Below are 17,323 nucleotides of genomic sequence, written 5' to 3'. Positions count from 1 at the left end.
ACAAACAAAAATAATAACCTAACAAAGCATAACTTAAACATGAAACCGACTTTATTACTCCTGGCTGCCGGCATGGGCAGTCGCTACGGAGGCCTGAAGCAGCTCGACGGGCTGGGTCCCAACGGCGAGACAATCATGGACTATTCTATCTATGACGCTATAAAGGCCGGATTTGGCAAAATTGTTTTTATAATCCGAAAGGACTTTGAGGATGACTTCCGGGAGAAGGTTCTCAAAAAATACGAGGGGTATGTGCCTGTGGAACTTTGTTTCCAGAGTCTCGACGCTCTGCCCGATGGGTTTGAGTGCCCTGCCGGCCGTGTGAAGCCTTGGGGCACGAATCATGCAGTGCTCATGGCGAAAGACGTGGTTAAGGAGCCGTTCTGCGTGATAAACTGCGACGACTTCTACAACCGTGACGCATTCATGGTGATCGGCAAGTTTCTCGCTGGCCTTCCCGAGGGTAGCAAGAACAACTACGCCATGGTAGGTTTCCGTGTTGGCAACACCTTGTCGGAGAATGGAAGCGTGGCTCGCGGAATCTGCTCGAAAGACGATGCCGGGCACCTCACGACCGTTGTCGAGCGCACGGAGATTATGCGTGTCGATGGTCCGATATGCTATAAGGACGAAGATGGCTCGTGGGTTCCTGTGGACGACAACACTCCCGTGTCCATGAACATGTGGGGATTTACTCCCGACTATTTTGAGCACAGCGAGGCATATTTTAAGGAATTTCTCTCAGACCGGAATAATATGGAGAACCTTAAAGCCGAATTTTTCATTCCGCTGATGGTCAACAAACTCATTTGCGACAAGACAGCCACTGTGAAAGTGCTCGATACCACGAGCAAATGGTTTGGCGTGACATACTCGGCCGACCGCCAGTCTGTGGTCGACAAGATACAGAACCTTGTCGACGAGGGGGTATATCCGGCCGGTCTGTTCTGATATTCGTTTTCTTACAGTCCACGGATATATTATCTACATATACAAAGAACAATATAAACAGCGTGCATGCTTTCGTGATACAGGCGGCACGCTGTTTATGTTTGCCTCATTTTCAATAATATTTCGTTTTCCCGATACTTCCTTGTCATTATTGGTATAAAGTCTGATCTTTTTAGTACCTTTGCGCCATTATGCTTAAAGATATATTGTCCAAGGATGAGCGCGACGTGCTGGAGACGCTTGTCGAAGAGTCGGAAAACATAGTGTTGTGTTGTCATACCAATCCGGATGGCGATGCCATAGGCTCATGTCTCGGCATGGCCGAGTATATGCGTTATCGTGGAAAGAGGCCGTTGGTAATTGTTCCGGATCTTTTTCCCGACTATTTGCAGTGGATGCCCAATACCGAGAAAATATTACGTTACGACAAGCATACCGCCGAAGCGGATGCCGTGATGGCAGGTGCCGATCTGATATTCTGTCTCGATTTCAACCAGACGAAGCGCACTGATGCCATGGCGGCCTCTCTCGAATCGGCAACGGCACGCAAGGTGATGATAGACCATCATCTGGAACCTGATATGGATTGTGCCCTTGTCATTTCAAGGCCCGAGATGTGTTCTACCTGCGAGATGGTGTTCCGTATCGTGTGGCAGCTCGACTGTTTCACGATGATGACCTCGCAGTTTGCCGCTCCTATATATTGCGGCATGATGACAGATACCGGCGGGTTTGTATATAACAGCTCGTCGCCTGATATATTCTTCATCATAAGCCGGTTGCTGACAAAAGGGATAGACAAAGATAAAATCTACCGGAACGTATATAATAATTACAGTGAGAACCGTCTGCGTCTGATCGGCTATGTGCTTTACTGCAAGTTGGTTGTCGTGAGCGACTATCACGCCGCCTTTTTTACGCTCACCAAGCAGGAACAGCGGCGTTTCCGTTTTATCAAAGGCGATGCGGAGGGACTTGTAAACATGCCTTTACAGATAAAGGGACTCAAGCTTTCCATATCATTGCGTGAGGATACCGAACGGCCGAATGTGGTACTTGTCAGTCTGCGGTCGGTCGGGAACTTCCCGTGCAACAAGGTGGCAGAGGCGTTTTTCAATGGCGGCGGACATCTGAACGCTTCGGGCGGACGTCTCGAATGCGGTATTGACGAGGCTGTCGAGATAACCAAAAAGGCTTTGTCTCATTTCGCAAGCACGTTAAAGTAGAATAAGATTGCCCGTATTTGACGATATTTTATTAATTTTGCGGGTTGTGAATATTATAAATGAACCTAAGAATAAACAGATGATAAGAATGAAAAAGCCTTTATTCATGCTGGTCGCGCTTGCGGCGGTGATGTCGTTTGCCTCTTGCGACGATTATGAGACATACGGTGAAAAGAAGGAAAGAGAGCGCGACGCTATCAGCGAATACATCAGGAGCGAGAAGATAAACGTGATTGACGACAGCCGTTTTCATGCGCAGGGAGATTCCACTTCCGTAGAGAAAAACGAGTTCGTGTATCTGCCCAACAGCGGTGTTTACATGCAGATTGTGCGTAAGGGCGCCGGCGAGAAACTTGAAGAGAACAAGCAGGTCAATCTGATTTGCAGATACATGGAGTATAACATATTCGACAAGGCAGTGCAGTCCCGTAATGACTACAATCCCAGAAACTACGACAAGATGTCTGTCACACGCACCGGAAGCCAGTATACCGCATCGTTCAGTTCGGGAGTGATGTTCAGTACCTATGGCGCGTCGGTGCCGGCCGGCTGGCTTGTTCCGCTGCAATATATCAGGGTGGGACGCCAGACCACACCAGCCGATGAGATTGCGAAGGTCCGCCTGATCGTGCCACACACCCAGGGACATTCATACGCCACTTCGAGCGTATATCCGTGCTATTATGAGATAACCTATCAGAGGGAGAAATAAGCATATTGCGGTATGTGTCGAGTATATCCGGGAGTGACGGTAAGCGTGCTCTGGAATACGGACATACGTGTTATTGCGCGGTGATAATCATATAATAAGACGATACCGGTACACCGTTAGATATGGAATGTGTGTTATCGGAAATCAGAAAAGGTACATCAAAGATATAAAGGAATGACTCTTATAAAATCAATATCAGGCATACGGGGTACTATCGGCGGCGCTACAGGCGACACGCTGAATCCTCTCGACATAGTGAAGTTCACCACGGCATACGCCACTTTCATACACCGCAATACACCGTCGGGTAGCGGTAAGATCGTGGTCGGTCGTGATGCGCGCGTCTCAGGCGAGATGGTTCGCAGCGTAGTGTGCGGCACTCTCATGGGCGTGGGTTACGACGTGATAGACATTGGTCTCGCGACAACGCCCACCACCGAGCTTGCTGTTCGCATGTCGGGTGCCGATGGCGGTATAATCATTACCGCAAGCCATAATCCCCGTCAGTGGAATGCTTTGAAACTGCTTAACAATGAGGGAGAGTTTCTCACCAAGGCAGATGGAAGCGAGGTGCTGGCGATAGCCGAAAAAGAAGATTTCGAGTATGCCGATGTCGACCGTGTCGGGCATTACACGGTCGACGATACATACAACAGGAAACACATTGACTCGGTGCTTGCCCTCGCTTTGGTAGACGGGCAGGCGGTGAGAAGTGCCGGATTTCGTGTCTGTGTGGACGCTATAAACAGCGTGGGAGGCATCATCCTGCCCGAATTGCTTGATCGGTTGGGTGTGGAATACAAGTTGATTAACGGTGAGCCTACCGGCGATTTCGCCCATAATCCGGAGCCGTTGGAGAAAAATCTCACGGGAATAATGGATGAGATGAAAAGCGGCGGCTATGACCTCGGTATCGTGGTGGATCCCGATGTGGACCGTCTTGCGTTCATCTCGGAAGACGGCGCGATGTTCGGTGAGGAGTATACGCTCGTCAGCATTGCAGATTATGTGCTCTCGCACACACCCGGCAATACGGTGAGCAATCTCAGTTCTACCCGTGCTTTGCGCGATGTGACTGTCGCTCACGGCGGTGAATACACGGCGGCGGCAGTCGGTGAGGTGAATGTCACCACGAGAATGAAAGAGGTCGGCGCGGTAATCGGCGGAGAAGGAAACGGTGGTGTGATATACCCTGAGAGCCATTATGGCCGTGATGCGCTTGTGGGCATAGCGTTGTTCCTGTCTTCTCTGGCTCATAAAGGGTGCAAAGTGAGCGAGCTTCGTGCCTCGTTCCCGAATTATTTTATAGCCAAAAACCGTATAGATCTCACCCCGACGACCGACATCAATGCCATACTTGACAAGGTTAAAGACATGTACGGTGACGAGAAAGTGAATGATATAGACGGTGTTAAGATAGACTTTGCCGACAAGTGGGTGCATCTCCGCGCCTCAAATACAGAGCCGATAATCCGGGTTTACAGTGAGGCTGCCACCATGGAAGAGGCCGACACGCTCGGAAAGAAACTCATGCAGGTGGTATACGACATGCAGAAAAAATAACAACGACCGATAAAAAAACAGCCGAAAGATTCTTTTCTTTCGGTTTTTTTTTTATCTTTGCCACCGTAGCATGTATTGTAATGCATGCCTTGACTAATACTTAAAACTATAAATCATGGGTAAATCCGCATTCTTTAAATCATTGTTCAGCATCATTCTGTTTGCCGCTTGGCATATAGAAATGTCCGCACAGGTTGAGGCCCGTGTGGAATGGGACAATAAGGGTGACTACAACAATAGTTATGTAGAGTCTATGAAAGAGAAAGGCGCTCTGCTTCTGCAATTCGCCAAGGAAAGCAGCGGCGGCCTCCACTATTTCAAGATAAGCCATTACGATACCGGCCTGCGGCTTGTCCGCTGCGACTCCTTCCTCATCGACAAGCATCTCGACATGTATTCGTTGTTCCCCGACGGCGACATGCATTACAGCGTGCTGCGCCGTAAGAACGGGGAGATGGCAGTAGTGGCCTACGATCTCAATACAGGCGAACACCGTGTGTACGAAAGCGATTACAGTCGCAAGTCGCAGATGTATGACGAGCAGATACACGGCGGCAAGATGATATTCAGCAGCAGCCGCAAGAACTTGAAGCGCGTGGGCATTCTCGATCTCGCGAGCGGCGCGATAACACATGCCGACATGCACTTCAAGGGTGTCAGCGACTCAAAGGTGAACATAATAGAGACCACCGTTGTCGACGGTGAGATAAACTCCATAGTGCGTCTCGACAAGGAAGTATGCCTCTTCAAGATAGATATGCAGGGAAACATCATCAGTCGAACGAAGCTCGATTTGCCTGCCGGAAGGATACTTGCGTCGGGCTCCGTGTCGAAGACAGGCGGCAAACGCTTCCTCACCGGCACATACGGCGACAAGCCCGGACGGTCGCAAGGCATATATTTTGCCGAGCTTGGCAACGACAATCTCCGCTTTGTCAGGTTCTACAACTTTCTCGAGCTCAATAATTTCACTGATTATATGAGCGAGCGCGGACAGAAGAAGGCCGCACGCAGGGTAGAGAAAGCCAAGAAGAAGGGAAAGGAGTATACACGCAACTATCTCATGGCCGGCCACGATATCATTTCCCACGGCGGCGCATACTACTATCTCGGTGAGGCTTACTATCCCACTTACACAACCACGATGGTTGGCAACACCGTGCGCACGACATTCTCAGGATATGCCTACACGCATGCCGTGCTTGCCAAGTTCGACGCCGGGGGCAACATTCTGTGGGACAATTGTTTCGAGATGGCGCCGCGGACGAGACCTTATTATGTAAAGCGTTTTGTCAGTGCAGGTGTCAGAGATGGCAATATGGCGATGCTCTTCGGCGACGGTAAGAAAATCTTCAAGAAGGTAGTCAGCGACCGTGACGGTTCCACTCTGCATGACCGTGAGTCGGAGATACTTGCCACCGACGAGGAAAATGAAGACGTAAAGAAAGCTCGCAGCACCAACACACAGCATTGGTTTGGCGACTGTTTCCTTGTCTACGGCAATCAGATAGTGAAGAACAAGCAGACCGGAGAGCGCCGCCGTGTGGCTTATATCAACAAGTATGTCATCAAATAGCAGGCCAATGGCTGTCACTGAAATGAGCATAATTAAGAGAATGGTGCTTCTGCTCCTTCTCGTATCCGGTATCAGGGATGCCGGGGCACAGGCTTTTGACGGAAATTTCGACTTCAAACTGTATGCCGGTTATATGACGGTAGACTTCGATCCCGGCTTCGAGATAGGTGCAGACTACGGGTGTAACGACTGGCTGTCGTTAGGCACGGGTGTCAGATACCGTATTGCAGACAAGTCTAAGTTTGACGAACCGCCGCAGGGAATGGATGGGTTCGATGTAAAGGCGCATGCCTACATCCACGGGCAGCACCTGCTGGGACTGCCCTCGTGGCTCGATGTATATGCCGGTCCGTTCGTGGGTTTCCATACCGGTGGGATGTGTGGCGGCGTCCGCATGAATTTCAGCGAGTGGATAGGTGTGTATGCCGATTGTGCGCATCCGCTGTTCAACACTTTCAAGAACAAGTCGAATGACGACCTCGGCCTGTATCGCGGCCATACTGTCATATCAGTCGGATTGACCGTAAATCTCGAATGAGGGCATGCCTGCTGTGTGGCGGGCGTCACGCGGCGTTTATAACAGCGACACGAGCCAGCCTCCGAGTTTCACGAGCAGTACCGCCATGGCTGCTATCAGCCCGAGCAGCACGATCATCATAGCAACGGCTCCCAGCGCCTTCCGGTTCACCTCGCCCACAATCCTGCTGTCTCCGTTGACAAATCCGATAATCATTTTCAGATTGCGCAAGTTTGACCGGTAAAAGAAGTCGAGCACGTTGCCTATGAAAAACGGCACCATTCCCACGAGTACGTCGCGAAGCGTGTTGTTGATGACGGCCAGCGTGAGAGGCACCGACCTCGCCACCACCAGCGTGAAATATACGAACGGCACTGTGCACAGAGCCGAGAATACGTCTCCCATGCCCGGCACGAGGCCAATCACGCCGTCTAAATAGTATTTGTCCATATACCGTGCAATCCGTTCGAGCGTGATGAACATAGGGTGCTGTTTCAGCTCTTTCCTGTCTTTCATATCCTTATCCTCCATTATTTAAAGTCATATCATACGGCAAATATACGAATAAGCCCGCTTTTGGGCGAATAATCGTATCTTTGTGAGGTGTTTTTTAGCATCGTCTAACTATTTTTTCGGCTACATTTGCAATTCCATGAACCGACACGGGCTGCGCGGAACGGCGGACGGTGAAAAGTCTTGTCCGTATGTTCCGTGCAGCCCGTGCCGGTCTGTATTGTTGTGAGGGAGCCTCAGTCCTTATTCTCCGGCAATTACTTTGGCTCTTGCTATAGCCTGATCTATATGCCCGCAGATATTCTCTTCACCCACAATATCGTTAAATCCGGCTTTTCTCAGGGCTTTCTGTACCTTGTCGTTCACTCCGGAAAGCACTATCCGTATCCCTTCTTTCGCGCTCATTTCGCAAAGGTTTGTGAGGTTGTGGATACCTGTCGAGTCAACAAACGGCACCTTTCGCATGCGGATTATGCGCACCTTCGGACGGTCGCCGAAAGATGCCATGATTTCCTCAAACTTGTTTCCCGCTCCGAAGAAGTAGGGGCCGTTGATCTCATAAACCTCCACCCCCTGCGGTATCGTGAGATGTTCGAGGTTACCGGAGTTGATGTCTGCCTCGTCGTTGGGATCGATTTCGTCCATGATTACTTTCACGTCGGTAGTCTCCGACATTCGTTTCATGAAAAGCAGACATGCTATTATCAGTCCCACTTCTATGGCGATGGTCAGGTCGAAGATTATGGTCAGGAAGAAAGTGATCAGCAGTACGCTGACATCGCTCTTAGGGTTTCTCATCAGCGCCTTGAAAGAGCGCCACCCGCACATGCCGTATGCCACCACGACGAGCACTCCCGCAAGGCAGGCCATCGGTATATACTGAGCCAGTGGCATGAGAAACAGGAATATGAGCAGAAGCACGGCAGCGTGTATTATGCCAGATACGGGTGTGCGTCCGCCGTTGTTGATGTTGGTCATGGTGCGTGCTATTGCTCCGGTTGCCGGTATACCGCCGAACAGCGGAGAGGCAAGATTGGCCATGCCCTGTGCCACAAGCTCGGTGTTTGAGTCGTGGTGGTCGCCAACCACGCCGTCGGCTACTGTGGCGGAGAGCAGCGACTCGATGGCTCCGAGTATCGCTATCGTGACAGCCGGCGACACGAGGCTCTTTATTGTGTCCCAATTCATTTGCGGAACATGCACTTCCGGCAGTTCGCTGCTTATCGAGAACCTGTCGCCTATTGTCTCGATAGTGGTTACCCCGGCCATGTTTTTCAGCAGCAGCGCCGCTACCGTCATTATTATTATGGCTATGAGCGAGCCGGGTATCTTCTTGCTGAACTTCGGGCTTACGGCAATCACCGCCACGCTAAGTATTCCCACCGCAGCACTCCACGGGTCTATCGTGGCCATGTTTCGTCCGTAGGCAATCCATTTCTCTATGAAGTCGGCCGGTACGCTGTCCATAGTCAGTCCGAGCAGGTCTTTAATCTGTGTGGTGAATATAGTCACCGCTATACCGCTTGTGAATCCTACGATAATCGGGTAGGGAATGTATTTGATGATCGTGCCGAGCCGCAGCACGCCGAATAGCACGAGAAAGGCTCCGGCCATGAAGGTAGCCACGGCCAGTCCTTCCATTCCATACTGCTGTATGATGCCGTAGATGATGATGATGAACGCTCCCGTAGGGCCGCCTATCTGTACTTTGCTGCCGCCGAATACGGATATTATCAGTCCTGCCACGATGGCCGTGATGATACCTTTCTCGGGTGTCACGCCCGAGGCGATGCCGAAAGCGATGGCGAGCGGCAGGGCTACGATGCCCACTATGATGCCTGCCATGATGTCGGCGGTGAGTGTTTTCTTGTCGTAATGTTTCAGAGTAGAGACAAGTCTCGGCCTGAATTGAAATGTTTTCATTGTTAAATAATTTATGTTATTCTGAAAAAACGTTGCAAAGGTACTTCTATTAGTCGAAATGACAAAATGTTTTTAAACTTTTATGATGCCTTGTTGACACTCGGAATAATTATTACAAAAGGCTGTTTGTATTTCGGTTATTTTGAAATTAAAGATCCCGTGGCCGGAAATATCGCCGTATTTTTCGGTTTCGCATAACTGTTTGTGTCTCAGTTTGATATACTTGCGTTCGGTGATGTTTATATATAATAAGCCGTTCGTCCATATCTGATTTTCCGCAATAAGCGCCTTATTGCGTCGCATTTAGCGGCCCGTTGGAAGACAACGGGCCGCTAAACGCATTGCAATAGCATGCCGGATGCAGACCAACGGGTGTCCCGTTGCAGGATTTTGACTTGTTTTTCGGTTTGCGGAATGCGCACTATCGTATTGTATATAGCGGTACGTATCGTGTCGATTTTTCCGGAATGAGAAAAAACAGAGCCGCTTTTTTATGATATAAATATTACAATTCGTTCCATTGCGGAAATGTATCCGTTTTTTATTGGCGGTATGTGTGACAATGCCTGAAACGGCTTTTTGTACACATTACGGCAATCAAGTATCAATATTTTTCCGTATCTTTGCGACTAAAACAAATCTACTGATCTGATGACTGGTTATATCGCAAAATTTTCAGCCGGGCGAATGGTGTTGCTGTTCGTTTTCGGCTTGTCGGCCGTTGTGCTGATGGCGCAGACAAAAACAGTTTCCATTCTCGGTGACTCGTATTCCACGTTTGAGGGATTTATCACCCCGAAGTCCAACTACACATGGTATAATGCCGCTCCCGACTACAAGAATACTGACGTGAACAGTGTACGGCAGACGTGGTGGCACAGGGTGATTACTGACAACGGATGGCGTCTTTTTGTCAACAACTCGTTCTCCGGGTCAACCGTGTGCTTCCGTGGATATCACGGTAGCGACTACCGTGACCGCTCTTTCATAGCCAGGATGGATAATCTCGGGTGTCCCGATATTATCTTAATATTCGGTGGGACAAACGACAGTTGGGCTGGTGTGCCCGTCGGTGAGTATCGTTATGATGGAATATCGGAAGCCGATTTATACACGTTCCGTCCCGCCATGGCTTACATGCTGGCGTATATTAAAGACCGTTATCCGAATACTGAGATATATTTCCTGCTCAACGACGGACTGAGAGACGACATTTCGTCTTCCGTCAAGACCGTATGCAGGCATGAGGGAGTGCCTTGCATAGAGTTGAGAGGGATAGACAAGAAGAGCGGGCACCCTACGATAAAGGGACACGGGCAGATAGCCTCGCAGGTAAATCAAGCAATTGGAAAAAGGAAATGAAGCATAAGTTTATTTTTATCATCGCCTGCCTGTTATGGACATCCTGTCTGTGGGCACAGAATCCGGCCGTGGCATGGGATGAGCATAGTCTAATGATAGACGGCCGCAGGGTGATGCCCGTGATGGGCGAGGTACACTACTCGCGTATTCCGGCCGGCGAGTGGGAGCGTGAGGTGCGCAGGATAAAGGCCGGTGGTGTGACAGTCATTGCCGCATACGTGTTCTGGAATCATGTGGAAGAACGTGAAGGAGTGTTCGACTGGAGCGGATGCAGAGACTTGCGGCGCTTTCTTGAGATATGCGGGAAAGAGGAAATGCCGGTCGTTTTGCGTCTCGGCCCGTTCTGTCACGGCGAGGTCCGCAACGGAGGCATACCCGACTGGATGTTCGACAAGGGGTGCAGGATGCGTGAGGAAAATCCTGTGTTCATGAAGTATACCGGGCGGTTGTACCGTCAGATATTCGCCCAGGTGCAGGGTTTGCAATGGAAAGACGGCGGACCCGTCATGGCGGCGCAGTTCGACAATGAGTATCGCGGTCGTGGCAGCTATCTCATGGCATTGAAGAAAATGGCTCTCGACATCGGGTTTGACCTGCCGTTTTACACCCGTACTGGTTGGCCCGAACTCCGCACACCGGTTCCTTTCGGCGAGATGCTGCCCTTGTATGGTGACTATGCCGACGGTTTCTGGGAACGTTCGACGGCCGAGACAGCCGGAAACTACTATAAGGCGTTTAACTTCAAGGCTTTCCGCAGCAGTACGGCGATAGCCACCGAGCAGCTCGGCGAGCAGAAAGAAAAGCTCAACAATGGCGATGAGCGTTACCCGTATTTCACCTGCGAACTCGGAGGCGGCATGATGACATCCTATCACCGCCGTCCGTATATCTATCCTGAAGACGCTTACTCTCTCGCTATTGTGAAACTCGGCAGCGGCAGCAACCTGCTAGGCTACTACATGTATCACGGAGGCACCAACCCAGAGGGGTATACTTATCTGAACGAAACGCAGCGTACCAGAGCCACGAACTATAATGACCTGCCTGTGAAGACATACGACTTTCAGGCCCCGCTCGGGGAGTTCGGACAGGCAAATCCGCATTATTTCACTCTGCGCAAGCTCCACCTGTTCATGAAGGACTACGGAGAGACTCTCGCTCCGATGACCGCTTCTTTCCCGTGCCGGCAGGAGATTAAGAAAGGCGACGACTCGTTTCTACGATGGTCGTACCGCTCCAGGGACGGCAGCGCTTTTGTGTTTGTCAACAACTACGAGCGTCTGCAGAACCTTTCGGCCAAGAAAGGGGTTACGTTCGATGTCTGCGGAGTGCGTTTCCCATCGAAGCCGGTCACCATTCCGTCGGGCACGATGTGCATATTTCCTGTCAATGTAGACGGTATCCGCTATGCCACCGCACAACTTATAGCCCGTCGCGACGGCAATATATATATGGAACAGATCACCGGTGTGCCTGTAGAGATAGCCGTGGACGGCAAGGTATTGAAGAACGTCAAGGCACGGGGATTGGGCAAGCCGGTATATAAGAATATCTATTTGCTTGCTGGCGATGAGGCGTCGAGGCTGTTCTATGAGGATGAAGGCGTGGAAGACATAGGGTCGGATGCCGCCTGCGTGAAGGTGAGAGACGCCGCTCCGCAGCAGCGTAAGATAACAATCGGAGTGCAGAAAGTGGCCGAAGAGCCGACGGATGACGACTTCGGGAGTGCCGCCGTGTATCGGATTACCGTTCCGCAAGAGTCTGCCGGCAAGTTCCGCAGGATGCTGGAAATAGACTATCGTGGCGATGTGGCGCGTCTTTATGTGAACGGAAAGCTCGTGGCCGACAACTTCTACAACGGCCGTCGTTTCCTTTTCGGTCTTTGGCGGTTGCCCGAGGGATGTACTGAAATGGAACTGCGGATACTCCCTTTGCAGGAGAACATGCCTGTATATTTCCCCCGTGAGGCTAAAGCCGGCAGGCCGGGAGAGGAAGTCGTGGGCGTGAAGATAGTTCCTGTGCCGTGATTTCACGGCGGGTATTGTGATTAAACGCGCCGTCACGGATGTGTGTATGGCATGATTTAAACAAGCCAAAGTATTCGGTATAGGCGTAATGAATACGTAATGAGGCCGGATACAATGGATAACGGAAATAAAACAAATAGCATATGACAATGAGAAAATACATTTTTGCGCTTCTGGCTGCCTTTTGTTCGGCAACTGTGGCACAGACCATAGACTTGTCGGGAGAGTGGAATTTCGCCATGGGCGACAAGCCTGAATATAATGATAAGATAACCTTGCCGGGCTCGATGCTAACCAATGGCAAGGGCGATGAGGTGACGGTAGACACCCGTTGGGTGAGCAGTCTTTACGATTCCTCGTTCTTTTTCAATCCCTACATGGAGAAATACCGGGTGGCCGGGAAGATGAAATTTCCTTTCTTCCTCACTCCCGGCAAGCATTATGTAGGCCCGGCGTGGTACATGAAGCGTGTGGATGTGCCAAAAGCGTGGCGCAAGGGCCGTGTGCTTCTTTATCTCGAACGGCCGCATATCGAGACTACGGTCTACGTTAACGGCCGCATTGCGGGGCGCGACTCGTCGCTGAGCGTGCCTCATGAGTTTGACATCACGCCCTATGTGAAGGCCGGTCAGGCCAACGACATCGCAATACGGATATACAACGGCATTGAGAACGTGTGCGTGGGGCAGGACTCACACAGCGTGACCGACCAGACACAAGGATGCTGGAACGGTATCGTTGGCAGGATAGAGCTGCGCAGAGTGCCGCGTGTTTACATCGATGACGTGCAGGTTTATCCGGACGTGCAGGGCAAAAAGATACGTGTCGAGGTGCGGACGGCAGGTGACAAGGGGCGTAAGAAAATTTCGTTCTGCCACCCGCTGTTGCTCAAACCCGACGGAACATCGGGGCGAAAGGAGACGGTAGCGGTAGTCAATACATCCGACGACACCGCTTCGGTGGTGCTTGAAATGGGCGGTGACGTGAGGCTTTGGAGCGAGTTCGAGCCTAATCTTTATGAATTGACCGTCTCGGTGGGCGATGATGAGCGTCGTGTCACGTTCGGAATGAGCGAGATTGCGATAAAGGGAAAGCAGTTTTACCTCAACGGTAATCCTATATGGATGCGCGGTACGGTGGGCAACTGTTGTTTCCCGCTTACCGGTTATCCGCCGACGGACGAGCAATCGTGGCTTGCCATATTCCGCAAATGCAAGGAATACGGCCTTAACATGATGCGTTTTCACTCGTACTGTCCGCCGGAGGCTGCCTTTGCCGCAGCCGATAAGGTGGGTTTCTATCTGCAACCCGAAGGCCCGTCATGGCCCAATCACGGTGTGCGTCTCGGCAGGAAGATGAATATAGATCATTATTTGCTCGAAGAGACGCGGCGCATGGTGAAGGCTTATGGCAACCATCCGTCGTTCTGTATGCTGGCGGCCGGCAACGAACCGGCCGGCGACTGGGTGCGCTGGGTGGGCGATTTCGTAGACTACTGGAAGAGCACGGGCGACCGTCGCCGTGTATATTGCGGCGCATCGGTTGGCGGAGGATGGGCCTGGGACCCGAAGAGCGAGTACCATGTCAAGGGCGGCGCGCGCGGACTCGACTGGGACAGGCATGCCCCGCAGTCGGAAGACAACTACGCCTCCGCAATAACGAGCTTCACACAGAAGGGCCGCAAGCCGCTGACATTCGAAATCAACGAACCGTACATAAGTCATGAACAGGGCCAATGGTGCGCGTTCCCCGATTTCAAGGAGTTAAATCAGTATACAGGTGTATACAAAGCCGGAAATTTCGAAATATTCCGAGACCTTCTTCGCGATAACGGAATGGCCTCGCAAGCCGAAAAATTCCTCATGGCCAGCGGTAAGTTGCAGACTTTGGCGTATAAATATGAGCTTGAACGCAACCTGCGTACCAAGGACTATGCCGGTTTTCAGCTTCTCGGCCTGAACGATTACAGCGGTCAGGGCACGGCGCTTGTGGGCGTGCTGAATGTCTTCTGGCGTGAGAAAGGCTACTGCACGGCTGACGATTGGAGCGGATTTTGCGCCCCGATAGTGCCTCTTGCCCGTTTTCCGAAGTTCGTTTACACCAACGACGAGACACTGGCTGTGCCTGTGGAACTGTATAACGCATACAAGGAAACGTTGGTGGGAGCCGTGGCTGAGTATACTGTTTCATGTGATGGGAAGACCGTCTTTGCCGGAAAGACAGATGGTAAGGACATTGCCGTGGGGAAGAACCATGGCCTGTGTGATGTGGTTTTCACCCTTGCAGGTATACAGGAGCCCAAGAAACTGTCTCTCAATGTAGCCGTAGTGTCGGACAATGCTCCAAGGGCAGAGAATAAATGGGATTTCTGGGTATATCCCAAGACCGTCGGTATGCCGTCGGCCGACGGCATACATATCACCGACACTCTCGATGCCAAGGCACTGGCGGTGCTCGAGCGTGGCGGCCGTGTGCTTATTGCTGCCGCTGGAAAGGTGCGCATGGGTAACGATATAAAGCAGACATACCTGCCCGTTTTCTGGAATACAAGTTGGTTTAAGATGCGCCCTCCGCACACCACCGGTGCCTCGATAGACGTGTCACACCCGCTGTTCCGTTGTTTCCCGACCGATGATTGGAGCAATCTCAACTGGTGGGAACTGCTCAACAAGGCTCAGGTAATGAACCTGCGCGAGTTTCCTGCCGATTATCAGCCGCCGGTACAGCCGATAGACACGTGGCACATAAGCCGCAAGATCGGCATGGTCGTAGAAGCCAATGTGCTGAAAGGCAAGCTGCTCATGACTACGATAGACATTGATAGCGATCTTGACCGTCGTGTGGTTGCTCGCCAGATGCGCAAGGCTATGATAGAATATGTGGGCGGAACCGATTTCAAACCGTCTTTGACACTCGAACCGCAGACAATAACAAACCTCTTCGAGAAAGAGGCTCCGGCGGTGAATATGTTTACGAAAGACTCTCCCGACGAGTTGAAACCGAAGTTGAAGTAGGTGGATCAGGAGTTGTGGAGTAAGGAGTTGTGGAGTAAGGAGGATAGCGACATAAGTTAAAGAATGCTTTGTTACTATCCTCCTTACTCCTCAACTCCTGATTATTAGAAATTCACTCCGCAGTTGATATACAGACATCCGTTTCTTGATGAGTCGAAATCGCTGTGGCATATATTGGCAAGGCCGAATTCGTAGGCAGCCTCGGCATAAATCATGCTGTATTCAAGGCCGCATCCGATGCGCAGACCGCCATCGAAGCGTTTGAAATAATCCGAAGAAAACGATGAGCAGCTCTCCCTCTCCTTATAGTTTTTCACTTTTCCGCCTATGCCGAAAGCGATATACCCGCCGCCGAACGGTTGAACGGAAAAGTTGTCGTCCAACTCATATTTGTATTTCACAAGAATGGGAATCTCTAAATAGTTGAGGTCGAAAGTGAACTTTACACCGTCTATGACACCCTTTCCTCCTTTTTCAGTGTAGAAAAGACCGGTTTCAAGACATACAGGAGTGGTGGGTGAAAGCTGTATACCGACCACACCGCCGAAGTTTAAACCCGACTGGCTGCTGCCGCCGTCGAGTCGCGGGTCGTCGGAATGTACCGAGCCTACGGCCAAACCGAGCCGCAGGCCGTAGTAGATATTGTACTCGTCCATAAAGTTGGAATATCCGTTATCCTGAACCCTGTAACTGTCGTATTGCGCGCATGTTGGCAAGGCCATGACAGCGGCAATTATTGCAATGATGATCTTTTTCATGTCGATGTAAAAAATAAAGTCTATGACGGATGCAAAGATATACAAATAATCTGATATAACTGCCATGGGTGATGCAGATTTTTTGATTGTCATGCTTTGTTTGCTATCAAAAAACATACAAAACAACTTCCAGAACCCGCTTGTCTTGAAAAAAGCAATCTGCCGGTCGGAAGTATTCGTATATCTGGCGGGTTTTGTTAATTTGTTGACCGCCAATGGCGTATGCGTGGTTGCGGTAAAGCCGTGCTGTCGGAGGGCATTTACAGTCTGCGTTTATTGCAACGGGCGTCCGAATGCGGTCAAGACCATTGTGATGTGCTTGTGGATGATACCTGTGTATCGGGTCTTGTAATAGGAATGCCGTTTTATTTCGTGGAGAGATAAAATGTTAGATTTATGACATAATGTTTACATTAAGGTCGGAGTGGGTCTTCAAGGAACGGTTTGGCGGCAAGCAATTAACGTTATTTTTTACTTTATATTAATATGTGAATGATATTTTGTGTAACTTTGCATTTCAATATTAAAGACAGTCATGAACGATAAAAAGACAGATAACACAAAACGCATAAACCCATTTTTCGAGCCTTACGGCACACCACACGACACGGTGCCTTTCGACCGTATCAGGCTTGAAGACTACGAGGAGGCTTTCATGGAGGGCATACGCCGTGACAACGAGCAGATAGAGAAGACGATAAACAACCCCGAGAAGCCAACATTCGATAATACGATAATCAACAAAGACGAGACACGTGAGGGCTATTATGATTTGCTTTCACGTGTTTCTACTGTGTTTTTCAATATGCTCAGTGCCGAGACCAACGATGAACTCGATGCCCTGGCACAGAAAATGCAGCCAATATTGACGCAACATGCCAATGATGTGCGCCTTAATCCGAGACTGTTTGACCGCATTAAGGCCGTGAAGCGGCATCACCGGAAGCTCACTCCTGAGGAAAAAAGGTTGCTTGACGACTGCTATGACGGTTTCGCGCGCAGCGGAGCGTTGCTCGACGATGATGGCAAGGAGCGTCTGCGCAAGCTCACCGAGGAAGCAGGCATGCTCTCGCTCCAATTCTCGCAGAACCTGTTGAAAGAGGAAAAAGCGTTCACGCTACACATCACCGACGAGAAAAACCTCGAAGGCCTGCCCGACACGGCGCGGGAGGCGGCCGCCG

General features: G+C 50.7%; 12 protein-coding genes and 1 pseudogene. 10 read left to right on the top strand and 3 right to left on the bottom strand.

The window, feature by feature from the left end; translation table 11 throughout:
* The first annotated feature begins 39 nt into the window (after positions 1–39).
* The 6 genes from MoGM_RS02195 (at position 40) to MoGM_RS02170 (ending at position 6,566) form a co-directional block, all read left to right on the top strand.
* Complete coding sequence (locus MoGM_RS02195) at positions 40–951, top strand: nucleotidyltransferase (protein WP_104368587.1); 912 nt, start codon at positions 40–42, stop codon at positions 949–951.
* Between the two features lie 191 nt (positions 952–1,142).
* On the top strand, positions 1,143–2,177 hold the full coding sequence (locus MoGM_RS02190; protein ID WP_104368575.1) for a bifunctional oligoribonuclease/PAP phosphatase NrnA: 1,035 nt from the start codon (positions 1,143–1,145) through the stop codon (positions 2,175–2,177).
* Positions 2,178–2,265: 88 nt separating this feature from the next.
* Positions 2,266–2,889: a DUF4827 domain-containing protein gene (locus MoGM_RS02185; RefSeq protein ID WP_104368586.1), complete on the top strand. Its 624-nt coding sequence runs from the start codon at positions 2,266–2,268 to the stop codon at positions 2,887–2,889.
* 174 nt (positions 2,890–3,063) lie between these two features.
* Positions 3,064–4,452 carry a phosphoglucosamine mutase gene (gene glmM, locus MoGM_RS02180; protein WP_104368574.1) on the top strand — a complete coding sequence of 463 codons (1,389 nt, stop codon included), beginning with the start codon at positions 3,064–3,066 and terminating at the stop codon, positions 4,450–4,452.
* Between the two features lie 115 nt (positions 4,453–4,567).
* Entirely contained in the window at positions 4,568–6,028 is a 1,461-nt protein-coding gene (locus tag MoGM_RS02175; RefSeq protein WP_104368573.1) for a hypothetical protein, read from the top strand.
* 22 nt (positions 6,029–6,050) lie between these two features.
* On the top strand, positions 6,051–6,566 hold the full coding sequence (locus tag MoGM_RS02170; protein WP_104368572.1) for a DUF6646 family protein: 516 nt from the start codon (positions 6,051–6,053) through the stop codon (positions 6,564–6,566).
* Positions 6,567–6,602: 36 nt separating this feature from the next.
* On the opposite strand, the gene MoGM_RS02165 is transcribed toward MoGM_RS02170, so the two are convergent.
* Both MoGM_RS02165 and MoGM_RS02160 read right to left on the bottom strand, forming a co-directional pair.
* Positions 6,603–7,061 (bottom strand): DUF4112 domain-containing protein, encoded by a 459-nt coding sequence (locus MoGM_RS02165; RefSeq protein ID WP_233210129.1) that lies wholly within the window; start codon positions 7,059–7,061, stop codon positions 6,603–6,605.
* A 240-nt stretch (positions 7,062–7,301) separates the two neighbouring features.
* Positions 7,302–8,981 (bottom strand): SulP family inorganic anion transporter, encoded by a 1,680-nt coding sequence (locus tag MoGM_RS02160; protein WP_104368570.1) that lies wholly within the window; start codon positions 8,979–8,981, stop codon positions 7,302–7,304.
* A 687-nt stretch (positions 8,982–9,668) separates the two neighbouring features.
* Between MoGM_RS02160 and MoGM_RS02150 the strand changes: the two genes are divergently transcribed.
* The 3 genes from MoGM_RS02150 (at position 9,669) to MoGM_RS02140 (ending at position 15,384) form a co-directional block, all read left to right on the top strand.
* Positions 9,669–10,343 carry an SGNH/GDSL hydrolase family protein gene (locus tag MoGM_RS02150; RefSeq protein WP_104368585.1) on the top strand — a complete coding sequence of 225 codons (675 nt, stop codon included), beginning with the start codon at positions 9,669–9,671 and terminating at the stop codon, positions 10,341–10,343.
* The gene (locus tag MoGM_RS02145) at positions 10,340–12,370 is read left to right on the top strand and encodes a beta-galactosidase (RefSeq protein ID WP_104368568.1); all 2,031 of its coding nucleotides are present in this window, start codon (positions 10,340–10,342) and stop codon (positions 12,368–12,370) included. Before MoGM_RS02150 ends, MoGM_RS02145 begins: the two co-directional genes overlap by 4 nt.
* A 149-nt stretch (positions 12,371–12,519) precedes the next feature.
* Positions 12,520–15,384 (top strand): sugar-binding domain-containing protein, encoded by a 2,865-nt coding sequence (locus MoGM_RS02140; RefSeq protein ID WP_104368584.1) that lies wholly within the window; start codon positions 12,520–12,522, stop codon positions 15,382–15,384.
* A 104-nt stretch (positions 15,385–15,488) separates the two neighbouring features.
* Here MoGM_RS02140 and MoGM_RS02135 read toward each other — a convergent pair whose 3' ends face one another.
* On the bottom strand, positions 15,489–16,142 hold the full coding sequence (locus MoGM_RS02135; protein WP_104368583.1) for a porin family protein: 654 nt from the start codon (positions 16,140–16,142) through the stop codon (positions 15,489–15,491).
* A gap of 535 nt (positions 16,143–16,677) precedes the next feature.
* On the opposite strand from MoGM_RS02135, the pseudogene MoGM_RS02130 reads away from it, so the two are divergent.
* A pseudogene (locus tag MoGM_RS02130) lies at positions 16,678–17,323 on the top strand (peptidase M3); the annotation flags it as partial.

This window comes from Prevotella sp. MGM1 (genome assembly GCF_002933775.1).
In the GTDB taxonomy this organism is placed as follows: Bacteria; Bacteroidota; Bacteroidia; order Bacteroidales; family Bacteroidaceae; genus Prevotella.
Note: the sequence above shows the minus strand (reverse complement) of the source record. Positions and strands in the feature narration are given on the sequence as shown.

Coding starts and splice junctions, on each gene's coding strand:
- MoGM_RS02195 (WP_104368587.1), top strand. CDS start 40: ATGAAACCGACTTTATTACTCCTGGCTGCCGGCATGGGCAGTCGCTAC.
- MoGM_RS02190 (WP_104368575.1), top strand. CDS start 1,143: ATGCTTAAAGATATATTGTCCAAGGATGAGCGCGACGTGCTGGAGACG.
- MoGM_RS02185 (WP_104368586.1), top strand. CDS start 2,266: ATGAAAAAGCCTTTATTCATGCTGGTCGCGCTTGCGGCGGTGATGTCG.
- glmM (WP_104368574.1), top strand. CDS start 3,064: ATGACTCTTATAAAATCAATATCAGGCATACGGGGTACTATCGGCGGC.
- MoGM_RS02175 (WP_104368573.1), top strand. CDS start 4,568: ATGGGTAAATCCGCATTCTTTAAATCATTGTTCAGCATCATTCTGTTT.
- MoGM_RS02170 (WP_104368572.1), top strand. CDS start 6,051: ATGAGCATAATTAAGAGAATGGTGCTTCTGCTCCTTCTCGTATCCGGT.
- MoGM_RS02165 (WP_233210129.1), bottom strand. CDS start 7,061: ATGAAAGACAGGAAAGAGCTGAAACAGCACCCTATGTTCATCACGCTC.
- MoGM_RS02160 (WP_104368570.1), bottom strand. CDS start 8,981: ATGAAAACATTTCAATTCAGGCCGAGACTTGTCTCTACTCTGAAACAT.
- MoGM_RS02150 (WP_104368585.1), top strand. CDS start 9,669: ATGGTGTTGCTGTTCGTTTTCGGCTTGTCGGCCGTTGTGCTGATGGCG.
- MoGM_RS02145 (WP_104368568.1), top strand. CDS start 10,340: ATGAAGCATAAGTTTATTTTTATCATCGCCTGCCTGTTATGGACATCC.
- MoGM_RS02140 (WP_104368584.1), top strand. CDS start 12,520: ATGAGAAAATACATTTTTGCGCTTCTGGCTGCCTTTTGTTCGGCAACT.
- MoGM_RS02135 (WP_104368583.1), bottom strand. CDS start 16,142: ATGAAAAAGATCATCATTGCAATAATTGCCGCTGTCATGGCCTTGCCA.